We start from the raw sequence: 15,958 nt of genomic DNA on the forward strand, positions 1-15,958 counted from the left end.
GTCTTTATATTGGGCGCAGTTGCTCTTGTCGATTACCTTAGCGAGTTCTTCGGCAGCAGACATAGAAACGCCACCTAAAAACATTATCAATGCCAGAAACAACGGCAATATGAAATACTTTATGCAACTTATTGTTTTTTTACTCACTTTTTCCTCCTTTATAGCTTTCCCTATTATAGAAGAACTTGCTGTATGGTTTTACTTTCTTTCATCATTACCAGTTGTATCCAAGTTTTACGGTAAACTCGCTTGTAGGAACCAATCCGGAATAACCGGTCTTGGCCGTTTTGTCTCCCAAAAAGGCGTGAAGACCAAAGTTGGCATAAAGATTGTTGCTTATCTGCCAGTTTACAACAGGGTGAATCATCCAGGATGCTCCTCCTGCTCCCGGCCGACCGGGGTTGCATGATACAGCAATCAGAGGACCAACCCTGCCTTCGTACCAGCTCCACATCATGCTAAAGGCGAAGATATCAAGATCCTTCATACTACTACCCGTTTTTAAAACACCAGATCTATCTAAAACAGCCTTATCCCATTCATTGATCTTTTCGTGTATCCACTCGAATCCGAAACTTGTTCTCTCATGATCGGTGATAAATGGTATCTTATACTTCTTGTCAAGCATCAATGTATACCGGGTAGTGGGCTTGATAGCAAAGGTATCGAAACCTCCGGCTATTTCTCGGCTTGCTTCCATGCCGTTGCGCTTACTAATTACATCACCTGTATGATGGCCAATCTCACCTCTGATAACAAGGTCCAGTTCTGTAAGATTATAACTGAAATACATGCCGTAAACATGCTGTACATTGTGGGTACCATACATTGTTGTGTCTGCAGGATTATACACGAAGCCGGAATCATTATTTATGTCCCGGAAGTACGCAGCTGAAACACTTAATCTGGCCCCTATGTCCGCAGTTACTTTTGCACCGTACTCACTTTCATTCGTAGGTACATGTTGTTTGACATTCCTTCCTCTAAAGGCGGTAAAAGGTAATATTTTAACATAAGGTGCGTTTATGCCTACAGACGGTTGACCGGCAACACTGTCAAGAGGCCCGAATTGTGACGGGCGGATATCGGGAATCCAGAGAAAATCAAAATTAATATTCAAACCCTTCATTTCCGGAAGGCCGTAGTTTAAACGCGCCATATAGATAGGTATTTTTACATCATCAGGATTCTGAAAAAACATCTGATAGGATTGATCCTTGGGGTTGATTACATCCAGAATAGTGGTATTGCCCGAGGCCTCGCCCCAGGATACTAGCTGCCTCCCCGGCCTGAAAAAAGCACTGCCCAAAGACCCGCTATATACAAAGTCAACAAAAGCCTCGCGTAAATCAGACTCAAATTTGATATCCCTCTTGCCGTAGTCAAAGCGCGACAGCCCCATATTGTCACGGATGTTGTCATCATATTCATTAGCCCGCAAATCAAATATAGAGTCATAAGCCCCGCGAAAGGTCAAATGAACTTTAGAGACTGAGAAAGGTCCAATCTCCATACTATCAGGATAAACGTCAACATCGAATTTCAAGGTATTTCTCTGCTGAACCCCTTCTGCTTCTTCGAAAAAACCGTTTTGGATTCCTGTTGTATCACGCAGAACAAAGTTAGATTCGAAATAACCATGAAAGGTAGTTTCCGCCATTACCTCTGCTGAAAACATCAGTAGAATTGACGCTATTGCAATAAAATAAAAATATCTTCTTTTCCTATGCATTTAATTGCTCTCCTTTTCTGTAAGTACTGTTCTAAAATAACAAGCTTACAAATATTTATCCCATTTACTCCCTATGCTTTTTTCAGTATTCTAAATTGCCCCCCTTTCTTGTTGTATGATGTGTTCCAAATAATAAGCTAACAACATATATTAACCCCCCTCTATGCAGCATAGCTAAGGTGAACGTATTCTTTGCTCTTAAAAGGCTTTAAATTATGAGTTCTTTAAAAATCTGTGATCACACACTTGTCTCAGCATTAAGTGCTATATGCAGGGGCAACTCGAGAAGGAAATAAATTAATCAGATATACCGTTATCTATGTATCGATTCAGTTTATAATGCTATACGCAAAGACTGTTCTATTTGAATTTATAGTAAAATTTATTGTATGCCCGATTCCATATGATCGGAACCACCGGATTTATGTGGAGCTTCACTTTCATAACAGCCTGCCCACCCGATGCCCGTCTCTTATGGCATCCCCTATACCGGAAAGGGATCCATGCGGGAAAGCACTGTCACCCACAATGTAAAGCTCACTGACTTTTCCCCGTAATGCCTTGTACAACGAATCGTTTCGCTCTTTGCCGGTTATCAACACCACGGTGTCAATACCCTCTATTACCCTTTCCTGATGTGTAAAGACATTGATGACCTTCAGGCTATTTCCGGAAATCTCCCGGATGAGGGTTTGGGGAGTCAAGGTAACTTTAGGCAAGATACGGGAATAGACCCATGGAAGATGATTGGTAATAAGCAGATCCGCACCCACGTAAAAGAATGAGGTCAGAATTTCGACCTGCTTGCCTTGGTCGGCCAGCCATTCGGCCAGACCCGGCCCAACAATATAGCGTGTCTCGTCCTGGATTACTATTTTACTCCCGGCTTCCTTCCTCCCACTCAAGATCTCTTCCGGTGTTGTTACATTTTCCTGTTCCCAACCGGCAATAGGAGCAAACGTACCGGGGCTGAAACCATTTCTGTAATAAGAGGCGCCGGTAGCAAGAACCACGGCATCGGGTTTTGCTGCCAGAATTTCGTCAGCGGTTATTTCGTGGCCAAGTTTTATGTCTACCCCTAATTTGGATACCTGCCCACGGAGCCATCGTCCAATTCCTTCTATTTCATTCCGGCCCGGAAGCTTGGCAGCAAGATTCACCTGCCCTCCTAAGGTGTTTTCCTTCTCATACACTGACACCGCATGGCCCTGCATAGCAGCCACCCGAGCCGCCTCCATTCCGGCAACGCCGCCCCCTACGATAAGAACTCTTTTTTGCATCTTTGCCGCTTTAAGGGTTCCTACACCTAGCGCCATCTCCTCCCCAAGGGTTGGATTGACAGTACACTGAAGGGGGGCTCCGACAAAGAGCCTGCCTACACAATTCTCATTGTCTCCCAAGCATGGCCGAATATCTTCAAAGCGTCCTTCCCGAGCCTTGTTGGGAAGCTCCGGATCGGCAATGGTTGCCCGTGTCATTCCCACCAGATCAGCTTGTCCATTGGCAAGCACCTTCTCGGCATAGAGGGGATCAGTGATCCGGCCAACGGCAATAACCGGAAGATCGTTTAATGCTTCTTTGATGGCTGTAGCTCCATATAGCATATAGCCCACGGGAGCGTACAAGGGCGCAACTGCTATATGAAGCTGATGCGGTTCGATGCCTATATCTATGCTCAAATAATCTACTTGTCTGGTTTCCTCTATCATTTGGGCTATGCGCTTCATATCCTCTATGGTGTTCCCTCCGGGAAACATTTCATCGGCATTCAAACGCACACCAAGGGCCATGCCATTGTTCATTTCTGCTCGTACGCACTCGATTAATTCCCTTAAAAACAAAAAGCGATTTTCAAGTGAACCGCCATATCTATCGGTACGATGATTCCAAAGGGGCGAAAGAAACTGATTTGCGGCCAAACCATGACAGGCATGAATCTCGACCCCATCAATGCCTGTCTGATTGATATTGCGGACACAATTACCATAGCATTCAACCCATCCTGTAATTTCTTCTATTGTGAGTTCCGCGGCTGTGATATTGTTTCCCAAGCCGGGAACGGCTGATGGACCTTTACCGCTTCCCCATACTCCAATATTGACTAGCTCACAAAAAACCTTAGACCCATGCACATGTATAGCATCGGCAATCCTGGCAAGACCGGGAATGCACTGCTTATCGTAACCCAAAATTGGTCGAAACCCATGAAGGTAAGGCTCAGGCATCACTAAAGGCGCTTCTATCTCTATCAACCCCACCCCGCCTTTGGCCTTTTCAGCATGAAAATAGATATGCCTTTCGCTGGGCAATCCTTCCGTAGTTGCGAAATTAGTGCTCACAGGAGTGCTGACGATCCGGTTAGGAATAACTACAGGCCCTAAAGAAATTGGGGTGAACAGGTATTTAAATATCTCTTCAGCCATAATTATAGGTCCTTTATATTTAATTCACTTTTATACTTTTTCTGATTGAATAATTACATTCAGCGAGATTTTCTGAGTTTGTGTTTCCCAAGTTGACACAGGGATTTTTTTAGTATAATTTTAGTATTACTTGATAAATAAAATATATTTCGAATAATTATTTATTAGATTCATGTCATGTATGTGAGCTTCTTAACATCAATTGCATTTTATATTTTGGTATAAAGATTATGTCACATAGAATTGTAAAACCACGAAATAACGTTTCGCCTGAAGATGTCAAACTTTTCAAATCCCTTGGATCTATAATCCAAGAATACCGGTTATGGCGGGGGATGAGCCAGGAAGTATTCGCAGAATCAATTAAAATCAGTGTTCGGCAATTACAGAATTGGGAAGCCAAACGTAGCCATGCCAGAATGGAGAATCTCCACGATATTTCCGAGTTTACAGGAATCCCGATGCAGGCTTTGGTGTCTCTTAATTCGGATCTGCCTGTCTGGTATTTCATACGGAAACGTCGTTTTACATATTCTTTGATCGAAACAGAACAGTTTACCTCTCAGAAATTATTCAGGCCAAATGAAAAGCCGGAAGATCATTCTTTCCTTAATATAATCCCAATTAAAAAAGAAAAACACCTTGATATGATTCTTTCATGTCACCGGGATCTTTACGGTACGGAAAAAACATTGCAAAAAGATGTAATTCTGGCAGCAGCAAGGCAATTTCCTGACATAAATGTCATTATCGTTGATTATTTTGGCCATTATGTAGGTCATCGAATCTGCTGGCCTTTAAAAATGGATGTATATCGGGAACTTATAAAACAAAAGACCATCGAGAACTATATAACAAGTGAAATGATTAGTGACATCATAAAGCTGGGTGAAGGGGTTTTTTTTAATTATTCTACCTTTTCTGCTAATGTAAACACATTATACAAAATGATTTTAGATGGTGTAGGATTCCTTTCCAAAATAAAACAAAAAGAAAAATACTTTCTTGCCACTCATACAGTCACAAAAGAAACATCGATCATACAAAACAATATGCAAATGAATTATGTGCGTAATTATCCTAATCCAAACGATGATGAAGTTTGCCCGGTAATCTATGAGACAACATTGGATTTTCAACTGAGACCTGACGGGCCTTTTGGATGGATGTTGCATCCAACCAAAAAGAAAGCATCGACAAATAAACTGATTAACGGAATCAAACAGAAACAATCGCCGGCCAATTCTTTTCAAAACTCGGAGAAAATCTACCAATCAAGCGAAATCACCCGAAAAGCAGAAAACTGTTTGCCTTTAATAGTTGATGCTTTGCCTTTAATAGTTGATAAAAAAAAGAATGATAAACATTCTGAAAAAGCGGGAAACTTTAATTTAAAAACAGAAACCTGCAAAAACCCCGAATGCACTTTTTATGGTAAAACTAAACAAGGAAATATAGTTTCAAACGGGACATACCGGACACAAAAAGGAACGCCGGGCCGTAGATTCTTGTGCAAGGAATGCGGCAAATCATTTTGCAGCAGAACAGGGACCATCTTTTATGATATCCGCTCTCCGGAAGAAAAGGTTTTAAAAGCTCTTAAACTTTTAGCCAAAGGAATGACATTGCAGTACGTAGTAAAATTTATGGGAGTTAAATTCCATACGATCGGTCGCTGGCTCGAACTGGCCGCTTTACAAAAAGAAAAAATAAATGTCTTACTGATCAATGAACCTGATATTTCCATGACTGAGTTAGATACATTATGGAACTTTGTCAAAAAAAAATCTAATCGCCATAGGCCATCAATTTACAGGGGAAAAAACAAATCTTATGCAACTGAATAGAAAACGGAGGCATTTGAAGACCCACCCCCCTTTTTGGCCGATTACTTCGTCAGGCTCAAATTTCGCACGAATTGACATGTAATGAAGCATAAGCACTAACCTTCAGCGCTACCCCTTAAATACTTATTATATTGCGGTGGTCAAAATTCTTGCTTTCCTTCTCATTTGATTTCTCCTCCTTTATATTTGCTACATTCCTAAAGCCTGCATCACTATTTTTGAAATAGAAACTATTTCGATTTTCCCCTGGGATGCCTGCCTCAATATGAATTCGCCATCACCGCAGGGAACTAAAATGGCCTTTAATTTCTTTTTTTCGGCTTCTTCCAAAATGTGGTCAGGCTGTTGTTTGCAGCAATATTTGTTGGGTAAATCTATGAGTGCCAATCCTTTTATATTACCTAATACCTTGCGATACCTTGGCCAATCGAGATTTGTATTATACGGGAACTGCCTGTGACAGCCTTCATAATATCCCATTTCCGTAGGAGCAATCTCAAGCTTTTTTTCTTCAAGCTTGTCCATGATTACGTCCCAAACCCACCTATGGGAACCGATATCTTCAGGAAAGGTGTTTCTCACCAAAGCGGCGCATACATGACACATGTAGACCATGTCTTTTGCTCCTAACTGCTTGCCCAAGTCCCAATTAATTTGCATTAATCCTTTACATTGTTTTTTTACTTTTTGACGTTCATCTTCTGTAATATCTACAAATTCAATACTATCCTCAAGCACCGGGGCACCGCAGCATAACTCTTTTTCTAATGAGTAGTTATATTCAATTCCAAGCAGATCCAGAATATTGAACATGTTGAGTACCTGAGATGGTATCCAGAAAGGAACATAACAGCCGAATGTCAAAAAGTTTTTCGCATCTTTTTTAGGCTCGGGAACACCTATGGCTTTTAACAGTCCTGCTCTTAACATCCAGGCAGGAGCATGATTCCCGGTTTGTTTAATATCCTCCAACTGTCCTTGTAGTGTTCTCCCATCTGCAAAGTACGCGATCAACTCTTGAAAAAATGCGGTATAAGAAACATTTCTCTCTTTCATTGTGTGTTATCTCCTTTTCATAAAGTATTTCTTGCTGCTATCCCACTTAGAATCGTGCTGCCTGTCCATATCTATCGGCATTGCAATGCCTGTAATATGTGAAGCCGAATCTGAGCATAACCACACGACTGCTGCTGCATATTTCTCAGGCGTTCTAAATCGTTTCAAATTAATCTGAAGCTTAGGATGTGTTGATATGCATGCTTTATTCTTTTTTGTAGGAATAGAGCCGGGATATATGGCATTTACGCGGATACCAGTCATGGCATATTTCAACGCTGCTGTTTTTGTCAGCCCAAGAATCCCATGTTCAGTTGTTGAGTAAGCGGACATAGGTGGCACAAAAACCAATTCAGCGTCAGATAATTTATTGACAATAGCTCCGACCCCTTGCTTAAGCATTTGCAAAATCTCATACTTCATACACAACCAGACACTATTCGTGCAGATAATACTATCCCAGGTTTCCTTGCCGTAATCAGCCGTCAAAGTAAGAGGCTGCCCAATGCAGGTATTATTAAATGCAAAGTCAATCCGGCCGTACCTCTCAATCACCTTTAGAATTAATGCCTCAGTCTCACTTTCCTGATAAAGATCTGCTTTGATAAAGACCGACTTTCCTCCAGCTTCTCTGATTATCCGAACCGTTTCTTCCCCTCCTTTGACTATAATGTCTGATACTACAACATTCGCCCTTTCCTTGGCGAATTCCAAAGCTGTAGCCCGACCGATTCCTGCGCCTCCACCTGTCACCAATGCTACTTTGTCTTTAAATTGCCCGTCCATGGCAATACTATCCGCCTGCCAACGGCTTTAGTATGAGGACACAATCTCCATCGCATAGAACTTTCTCTTTTGCTACAGCTCTTTGCTTGATCATGAAGCACGTTCCGTCATCAATTGCAATATTGCCTATCTGCTCGTTCAGAGATAGTGCCAGATCGTCCACAGTTGCGCCTTGGGGTAACTCAACCGAATACGCCTCTTTACCGCCCATGGTCTTTCCGGACAAATATAACTTGACCGTAATAATCATAGAACACCCCCACATATTCAGCGATATTTCTTTGGAGATGTTTCAGCTATTTGGGCAGTGCTATACCGCTGAAAGCATCTGCGTTTCGGCAATTGCCATGAACCCATTGTCAATCTGCAAGTCCATGCCATTGATAAAGCTTGCCATATTGCTATTCAGAAAAACCAGGGGGTGCCCCATCTCTTCTGCTGTGGCATACCGGCCGATCGCGTAGCTCTTTATCATTTCTTCCCCGTGAGCGGCAATAAAGGCCGATAGTAATGGAGTTGCTGTTGAAGCAGGGCTCAGGCTGTTGATACGGATTCCTTTTTCTATCAATTCGCCCGCTTTCATCCTCACATAGGCGTTGATACACTCTTTCGATACGGTATATCCTCCACCAGGAATTGCTGCGAGTCTGGCAGGATCAGCTTTTAGCCAAGCCTGCGCTTCATCAAAGCCGGGTGTGGCCAACAATTCACGGTATTTCGACAGATTCGCCCGCCAATTTGCGCCACCCAGTGACGAAATGATTGCAATCGCGCCTCCAGCCTCCAGCCTCGGCAGAAGGCTTTCTATGAGATGCCGGTGTCCTACAAAGTTTACCATGACAGTATCCAGGTCAGAAAATGGAGGACCCGGCAAGCCGGCGCAGCAAAAGATGCTATCCACTTTCCTGGGAAGCTGTTGCAATGCCTCGTCAATTGATGCTTTCTTTCCAAGATCCACGGGAATGTACTTTTTCGTTTTGACCGGTACTTCTTTGACATCAAGAGCATAGATCTCCGCCCCCAGCTCCAGCAACATCTCGGTAGCTGCCAACCCCATTCCGGAGGCAGCGCCGTCGATCACCACTTGTTTTCCTTTATAGCCCCAGTAGCTTTCTTTCATATTAAATATCCTTTGAATTTAGGTTGATTGTTGTTTAACGCATAGTCATGCATATAGATCCCGCGCAACGTCATCCATACCCTCCATAGCCTCCAGCGCGCTTTGCTCAGGTTTTCCGGTTTCACGATTCCAACCCAGTGCCGCAAAGAACTTTTCTCCCATCATCTTATGGTCAACTGCTACACCGGCGGTGGGCCCTTCTTTCAAAGGCGGCTCTCCCACAATTCGGGCAGGCATTTGAATGCCTGCAGGTACCAGACCCTCACGCAGGTTAAAGGCATGCCTCATAGTCAAAATGCGCAGACCGGTTTGGTACATGTCCTGATCGCTAAAGGGCATTCCGGTGATAGCCGCTATATAAGACGGCAGAGAGCCGAATGGAGATGCAAACATAAAGAACATGCAGAAACCTGAAGCATTGAGTACCTCCATATAACAAGTGCCTCCCACGTCAGCTTGACCAAAAGAAGGATCGGAAGGCGGAATCCCTGACAATCCGCCACCACCTTTACAATGGCGACCCGGTGTCGGATCGTATTGGAAGGTCCGGGCCACAACAGGCTGTAGTCTGGGATCGTGCATGCCGGGCTCTATACCTGAAAAAGTTATAAGGTACTCGGTCCCCTTGCCACAGATTTTAGCAGCGCCTGCCGACCCACGGGCCAGTACTTTACCGCATCCATCCTGATCGGCGATCTTTTGTGTGATTTCCACCACGGCCTCGGCGTTTCCCCATCTTAAATCAATGCCGTCCAGGTCCTCTTTGGTGAGCACCCCATTCTCATAGCATTCCATTGCCCAGGCTATGGTAGAACCAGCCGATATAGTATCCAGGCCGTACCGATTGCAAATTTCATTGCACTTAAGGATTGCTTCCACATCGTCAACCAAAAGAAGCGTGCCAAAGGCGGCTGCTGTTTCGTATTCCGGCCGTTCGGTCTCTCCCAAAGGCCACTTGCCCGAATCCACACGATATACTGCCCCACACTTGAGCGGGCAATTTGCGCAGCCATATTTGGCAGTCTTATACTTGGTGTCAAACGACTGCGAACCGATTTTCTGCGCCTTCTCCTCTCCGAAATCAACAATACCGACACCTGCCCAGTTTTTCACCGGCGAGTCCCCGGACAGGGCTGAAGCCGTGGTAGTCGCTCCTGTACCCAGCGTCTTGAAACCGGTCACATACCAGCCAATAGGATCATCAGGAGGATTTTTTATAATCGCCATGCAGGCCTTGTTCAGTTCATTTACTTTTGCCCGATCAGACACCGGAATCTTACCGGTCCCACGGACGGCGATGGCTTTAAGATTCTTTGATCCCATCACGGCACCAGCACCGCCACGGGCCGCAGCTCTGTGCCCGTCGTTTATAATACAGGATATCAGCGACAGCTTTTCACCCGCAAGCCCGATAACTGCTGCCCGCAGCTTGCTCTCGCCCGTCTCCTTTTCAAGAGCCTTTTGGGTATCTTTAGAATCGAGACCCCAGAGGCGACTTGCGTCGCGGAGTTTGGCCTGTCCATCTTTAATCCACAGGTATACCGGTATTTGAGATATTCCTGAGATAAACACAGCATCATAACCGGCCTTCTTTAACTCCGGACCAAAGTAACCGCCGGAGTTGGCGTCATTAAAGCCGCCGGTAACCGGCGATTTACATACAACTGTGTAGCGTCCTCCTAGGACCGCCCCAGTCCCGGTCACAGGACCGGTTACGAATCCCAGAATGTTATCCGGGCCCAAAGGATCGGTACGGGGTTTCATCCTGTCATATAAAACCCTGGCACCGATTCCATATCCCCCAAAGAAATACATAGCAAGGTGATCGTCAAGTATCTCTTCGGTGATGGTGCCTGCGGTTAGATCGACAAAGAGAATTTTGCCTACATATCCACTAAACATAAGGGTACCTCCTATTTTCTGGCATATAAAAGTACAAAAACTTACTTTTTCTACAAAAGCGATACCGGGACTTATTTTGCCTGAGATCCGACAACCGGTATAGCACCCATAACTTTTATCTGGTTGCCCTCTGTTATAATAGCCGCAGAACGTGTGCCCACAATAAAACCTCTGTTGCCGCCAAGAAGAGCAGTGCCGGAAAACCAATTAAGTTTTACCTCCAATGGCACGGGAATGGAGCTCCAGGTCTTGCCGCTATCGTTGGTTGTGACAATCGTACCACGATCTCCGGCAGCGATTCCGTAATTCTCGCCCAATTTAACATCATAAAGGGCCTGCCCCTCTGTCGATTCGCCGGTATTGGCTTTAATAGGCTGCCAGGTATGACCTCCGTCATCTGTTATCAGCATGATGCTGCTCAAACCAACGGCTACCCCGTGCTGCTTTGAAGAAAAGGATATCCCAAAAAGGGTCGTTTCCGTGCCTGACTTTTGGGGAGACCAGTTCTTACCACCGTCTTCCGTATGCAGTATCGACCCGAATTCCCCGGCCATCCAGCCTTCCTCTTCCCCCTTAAAATCGATAGCGTATATGATAACATCCTCCGGGTAGCTCCTGTCCTCCCAGGTCTTGCCGCTGTCTTCCGTATAGAAAACAGCTCCCCAATCCCCTGATGCCCAGCACTTTTGAGGGCTTACGGCCTTAACCGCAAGCAGTTGCTTTCTTTTGGGAGCCTTCTGCTCCTCCCAGGTTTTGCCGCCATCAACAGTATGAAATATTGTCCCGGATTTCCCTACAACCCAGCCTGTTTTGGAATCGCAGAAAGAAATGGACAAAAGAAGAATTTCCGTTGCTATGGTTTGCCTTTCCCAGTTCATTCCTCCATCTGTAGTATGATACACAGAGCCCCTGGCGCCTGCGGCCCATCCTTCCTTGTCACCGATAAAACATACTGAATAAAGGTGATCGCCATAGACTTGCTTTTCTTCCGCAGCATAAACCGAACTGCCGGTGAGAACCAGCAACACTGATAAAAATACTAATATAACAAAAGGGATTCTTTTCTGTTTCATCTTTTTCATCGCCACCCTCTTCATGATTATTTTATTCTAAGCTCTGTATTTATGTAAAATCTTTTCCGGACCTATGATGGAAACCAACGCAGGCAAAACCGTGAGAGCCCCCACCATGTTGGCAACCAGAAGAAAGGCCAGCAACATTGCCATTTCCGCCTGAAATTTGAAGCTGGCAAAAACAAAAAATATGACCGATACAACCAGTGTGGTGGAAGTAAAGATGATGGCTTTTCCCGTTGTTGTAATAGCCATATAGCGGGCCTTCCTGTAGTCGCCGTTGCTGAACTGATATTCTTCCGCCAGCCGGCTTAAGATATAAATGCCGTAGTCTACACCTATGCCTACACCCACCGATGCCACCGGCAGCGAATTGATATTCAAATCAATTCCCATCGTCAGCATCAAAAGATCGCTCAACACCTGTGAAACCAAAAGCGGTATAAAAAGCACTACCGCCCCCCACCAGGTTCTGTAAGCAATTGTGCAGAACAGGAAAGTGGCGCCAAATATAAGGCCCATGTTAATCCAGTAGGACCATTCCACCTCCTCATTTACGGCAGCAAGAATTCCCAGGATGCCGCCCGCCAGATGGAAGGTCACCTGCTTGGCCGGATTATTCCTGATATATTCTTTAAGAGACGCAAGGGCATTTTTTAGTGACGTATTGTTATAATCACGGAAGTAAAGTGTTACCGTAGCATTGGTATTTTCTTCGGCTACGTAACGGTCCATCTCGCTGCCGCTTGTAGACCCGGCTATCAAACGCAATACCTGTTCCACATCCCCCGATTTTTCAGGCAACATAGCCCACTTGGGATTTCCTTCGTGAAACATCCTGAAAACAGTTTTAATCATGTCGCTGATGGTAACTGCACCTCCAACGGAGGGTATGTGATTGGTGGCGTATCTTCCCATATCATCGATGAGTCTTACTGTTTCTTCATCTGCGATCGCTCCTTCCTTTTTGCCTTCGGCGACAACAATAAGCTGGCTGGAGCCGATAAATTCCTTATTTATAAGATCGCCTGCAATATTATAGGGATGATCATCATACAAGATAGCCTTGCCGGCGCTAGTATCACCTACCTTAAGATACTTTTGTGTAACATAACCGCCTCCAAAGATAATTAAAATAACCAGTGCCAGGACAATCCATTTTCTGCTTCCCTGGGACAGAGCGATCAGCAATTCACCCAACTTCACATAAATTTTATCACCGGGACGAGTTGTGATACTTTTAATTTTTTCTCTGGCCTCATCTATACTCAGACCTGCCAGCTGACCTTTCTTTAAATGTTTTGCCCGCGGCGGAGGTAAAAGCGAAACCAGCACGGGGTGCATGACAATTGAGCTGACATAGATAGAGATGATCCAGAAACTACCGTAGATGGCCAGATTACGCATAAGCGGGATACTGGCCACGGCGATGGTTAATACCCCCAGGCCATCAGTGATCAGTCCCAAAATGCCGGGCTTGTATAAATAGCCGTAGGCGTTGATAATAGCTTCCTTCTGTTCCCCAACGGCAGCATATTCCTCATGGTACCGTTCCATGGACTGGACGGAATGGCTCAAGGCCCTGGCTGATAAAAGCAGTGGCACCACCAATACCAGAGGGTCAACACTTATATTCAGGGCAGAGGCAAACCCCAGGCCCCATAAAGCGCTAACCAGTGCTGAAATCATGGGAATAAAAACCCCCATAAAACTTCTAAAATACCACCAGAGCAAAATAAGCATAACTACCCCGGTTACTATGAAAACATTGTATAGCTGGGGGGTATAGTGAGCTATCCATGCATAAAGCATTGGGTAACCGGTAATGTAAAGGGTGTTGTTATCATCGTCTGCTTCCGACTTGATCTTCTTTATTTCCTTGAAAAGATTACCAAGATCCAGACCCTCTTCCCAAAACCCTGCGGATATCAAAGCTGCTTTATCATCGAGGGAGACATACATACCACGCACCCCCTCGTTGCTATAGACCTTTTCCTTTAAAATTTTCATTTCCTCCGGAGTCTCTAACACACCTTTTACTATGGGCTCGATATTGATTCCCCCGGCACCTACGCCGTAGTTCTTGAGCCTAGGATGAGTCAGTGAGATAATCTGCAGATTATCCACCCCTTTGACTGCCATGATTTGTTTGGTGATCCGGTCCACCTTTTTAATAGTTTCAACATTGTAGATGTCACCGTTTTTCACCACTAATGCCAAGGTCATTACATTCGCCGTACCGAACATGCTGCGATATTGCTTATAAAGCTGGATATACTCATGTTTTGGAGGATAGAGATCAAAAAAATCAGTGTGGACTCTTAGGCTGAAGCACTTGTAACCGAAAAACAGGGTTCCTAAAACAATCAGCGTCAGCATCAGGATAGGACGACCTACATGAAATTCGACCAACTTTAACCAAATTGTCTTTTTATGTTCGCTTGTCATCAATTACTCCTCACATACTCCTCACAATTTTAAATTGTGTCTTCAACTTTAATGTTCTCAAATAGAGCCAAGCCCTTTAAGTGCCTCGCATTAACGGGAAAAAATGTTTTGTAATTATTGTTCATCGTTTGGGGACTAATTCCATATATTTTATAGCCTTGAAACAATGAAATCAGTCCCCGCAAAAAATCGCCCCATATTAATCCTATCCTAAAAGCATCAGGGCATTAACCTGCCATTTATTTGGATAGGGCCATTAAATTACTTTTCGTATAAAAAGACATCGGCATCCTGGAAAGAGGCAAATACATCGCGAATTTATCGCCCGGCGCATTAGGGTGAACAGTTACTGTGGCATGGCGGGCCTTTTCATCAATTTGTGTCTGGTCATTCATTACCCCTGCGTTATTATCACCATCCGGGGCTTCGTTATAGTCTCCCATATTAAATGTCCACGAGCGGAATTCCCCGGCTTTGGTATCTATTTCCTTCATCCAGATCTCATTGGTTTCCTTATCCACCCAATTCCTGTGCAACCCCCAGGCATAATAAGGATCTCTTGGCATCTGCTCAATAACCCAGCACTTTCTGGGAACCCAGATTGCGCTGGTAACCGCCCACTTGACGCCAGTCCAGCCGGGAGTGTCATAACCATATTTATTCGTAGTTGCGTGCAGGAAAAGCGTTCCATCAGGATCTTTCTTGGCCATGGTCTTATCAGGGCCGGCAAAAGGAACAAGAATCGTCTGCTCACCCGCAAGTTTCCATGTCATCGTTCTGTTCTTCCCGCCCCACAAGAAAGTCAGGTCCTGCCATCCATCTGATCCCATCCAGGGGTCGGACCTGCTCACTCCTGAGGTTTGCCGAATCCGCCGGATGACAGGTACATATGACATCTGAACCATATCGCGTTTATCCATATAATCCCAGTCCAGCTGATTGGTGTTTCGCATACTGTAAGGTTCTTTGATTATGCCGAATTCAGCGTAAGACCAATGCTCAGGATTTTCGCTCTCCGGCACCGCCTGCCACGTCGGCCGCCCCTGTATGCCCATAAGACGTGAATCTGACAGTATATAGCGATGGATGCCCTTTTCGTTATTTACCCATTGAATGCGTTGCTGATAATGAAACCCTCCTATCCTGCCTTTATTAAAATAGACGTTCCACATGATCTTGTCAGCAACCTTGGGATCCTTTGAATCAATATTGGGAAAAGGAAATCCATAAATATGATACAAAGGAATCTCACCTGTTTTATCAACTAAATCACCCTCGGCGTTTATTTGAAATTTCCCGGCGTTTTTCTGACCCGCCTCCAAAAACGTATTCCAGTGCTTATACTCAAAGTTCAGTTTCCCGGTGGTGAGAATGTAGTCGCCCCTTTCTACAGCCCGGTAAAGGGCAGGCATGAGTATGTCCTCATATTGCGAGACGTTGCTTTTATCTATTGTCTTGGCAATTTCCCCGGCCGCCCGGACAGGACCGGCCCCAAACAGCATAATCAACACTGCAAATAGAGACCAGATCCAACATCCTGAAAATCTTATTGTTTTAGTTCTCACTTTTCC

At 44.7% G+C, this 15,958-nt stretch carries 11 protein-coding genes; 1 reads left to right on the forward strand and 10 read right to left on the reverse strand.

The window, feature by feature from the left end; all coding sequences use genetic code 11:
- Nucleotides 1–214: 214 nt before the first annotated feature.
- The gene (locus tag KKC46_05010) at nucleotides 215–1,732 is read right to left on the reverse strand and encodes a hypothetical protein (GenBank protein MBU1053175.1); all 1,518 of its coding nucleotides are present in this window, start codon (nucleotides 1,730–1,732) and stop codon (nucleotides 215–217) included.
- Nucleotides 1,733–2,172: 440 nt separating this feature from the next.
- Entirely contained in the window at nucleotides 2,173–4,155 is a 1,983-nt protein-coding gene (locus KKC46_05015) for an FAD-dependent oxidoreductase (GenBank protein ID MBU1053176.1), read from the reverse strand.
- A gap of 230 nt (nucleotides 4,156–4,385) precedes the next feature.
- Between KKC46_05015 and KKC46_05020 the strand changes: the two genes are divergently transcribed.
- Nucleotides 4,386–6,002: a helix-turn-helix domain-containing protein gene (locus KKC46_05020; protein MBU1053177.1), complete on the forward strand. Its 1,617-nt coding sequence runs from the start codon at nucleotides 4,386–4,388 to the stop codon at nucleotides 6,000–6,002.
- Between the two features lie 189 nt (nucleotides 6,003–6,191).
- Here KKC46_05020 and KKC46_05025 read toward each other — a convergent pair whose 3' ends face one another.
- The 8 genes from KKC46_05025 to KKC46_05060 all read right to left on the reverse strand — a co-directional run bounded on the left by KKC46_05025 (nucleotide 6,192) and on the right by KKC46_05060 (nucleotide 15,952).
- Nucleotides 6,192–7,058, reverse strand: a complete 867-nt coding sequence (locus KKC46_05025; protein ID MBU1053178.1) for a hypothetical protein — start codon at nucleotides 7,056–7,058, stop codon at nucleotides 6,192–6,194.
- A gap of 6 nt (nucleotides 7,059–7,064) precedes the next feature.
- Nucleotides 7,065–7,844, reverse strand: coding sequence for an SDR family oxidoreductase (locus tag KKC46_05030; GenBank protein MBU1053179.1), 780 nt, complete (start codon nucleotides 7,842–7,844; stop codon nucleotides 7,065–7,067).
- 7 nt (nucleotides 7,845–7,851) lie between these two features.
- Entirely contained in the window at nucleotides 7,852–8,094 is a 243-nt protein-coding gene (locus KKC46_05035) for a MoaD/ThiS family protein (GenBank protein ID MBU1053180.1), read from the reverse strand.
- Between the two features lie 60 nt (nucleotides 8,095–8,154).
- Nucleotides 8,155–8,964, reverse strand: coding sequence for an SDR family oxidoreductase (locus tag KKC46_05040; protein ID MBU1053181.1), 810 nt, complete (start codon nucleotides 8,962–8,964; stop codon nucleotides 8,155–8,157).
- Between the two features lie 45 nt (nucleotides 8,965–9,009).
- Nucleotides 9,010–10,866: an aldehyde ferredoxin oxidoreductase family protein gene (locus tag KKC46_05045; GenBank protein MBU1053182.1), complete on the reverse strand. Its 1,857-nt coding sequence runs from the start codon at nucleotides 10,864–10,866 to the stop codon at nucleotides 9,010–9,012.
- A gap of 71 nt (nucleotides 10,867–10,937) precedes the next feature.
- Entirely contained in the window at nucleotides 10,938–11,948 is a 1,011-nt protein-coding gene (locus tag KKC46_05050; GenBank protein ID MBU1053183.1) for a hypothetical protein, read from the reverse strand.
- A 27-nt stretch (nucleotides 11,949–11,975) separates the two neighbouring features.
- Nucleotides 11,976–14,387, reverse strand: coding sequence for an MMPL family transporter (locus tag KKC46_05055; GenBank protein ID MBU1053184.1), 2,412 nt, complete (start codon nucleotides 14,385–14,387; stop codon nucleotides 11,976–11,978).
- Nucleotides 14,388–14,626: 239 nt separating this feature from the next.
- On the reverse strand, nucleotides 14,627–15,952 hold the full coding sequence (locus KKC46_05060) for a DUF1329 domain-containing protein (GenBank protein ID MBU1053185.1): 1,326 nt from the start codon (nucleotides 15,950–15,952) through the stop codon (nucleotides 14,627–14,629).
- Nucleotides 15,953–15,958: the final 6 nt, after the last annotated feature.

The organism is Pseudomonadota bacterium (assembly GCA_018817425.1).
Classification (GTDB): domain Bacteria; phylum Desulfobacterota; class Desulfobacteria; order Desulfobacterales; family RPRI01; genus RPRI01.

Bases quoted from the DNA above. Each gene is read 5' to 3' on its own strand.
- KKC46_05025 (MBU1053178.1), bottom strand. From the start codon at position 7,058: ATGAAAGAGAGAAATGTTTCTTATACCGCATTTTTTCAAGAGTTGATC.
- KKC46_05055 (MBU1053184.1), bottom strand. From the start codon at position 14,387: ATGACAAGCGAACATAAAAAGACAATTTGGTTAAAGTTGGTCGAATTT.
- KKC46_05035 (MBU1053180.1), bottom strand. From the start codon at position 8,094: ATGATTATTACGGTCAAGTTATATTTGTCCGGAAAGACCATGGGCGGT.
- KKC46_05045 (MBU1053182.1), bottom strand. From the start codon at position 10,866: ATGTTTAGTGGATATGTAGGCAAAATTCTCTTTGTCGATCTAACCGCA.
- KKC46_05010 (MBU1053175.1), bottom strand. From the start codon at position 1,732: ATGCATAGGAAAAGAAGATATTTTTATTTTATTGCAATAGCGTCAATT.
- KKC46_05050 (MBU1053183.1), bottom strand. From the start codon at position 11,948: ATGAAAAAGATGAAACAGAAAAGAATCCCTTTTGTTATATTAGTATTT.
- KKC46_05030 (MBU1053179.1), bottom strand. From the start codon at position 7,844: ATGGACGGGCAATTTAAAGACAAAGTAGCATTGGTGACAGGTGGAGGC.
- KKC46_05040 (MBU1053181.1), bottom strand. From the start codon at position 8,964: ATGAAAGAAAGCTACTGGGGCTATAAAGGAAAACAAGTGGTGATCGAC.
- KKC46_05015 (MBU1053176.1), bottom strand. From the start codon at position 4,155: ATGGCTGAAGAGATATTTAAATACCTGTTCACCCCAATTTCTTTAGGG.
- KKC46_05020 (MBU1053177.1), top strand. From the start codon at position 4,386: ATGTCACATAGAATTGTAAAACCACGAAATAACGTTTCGCCTGAAGAT.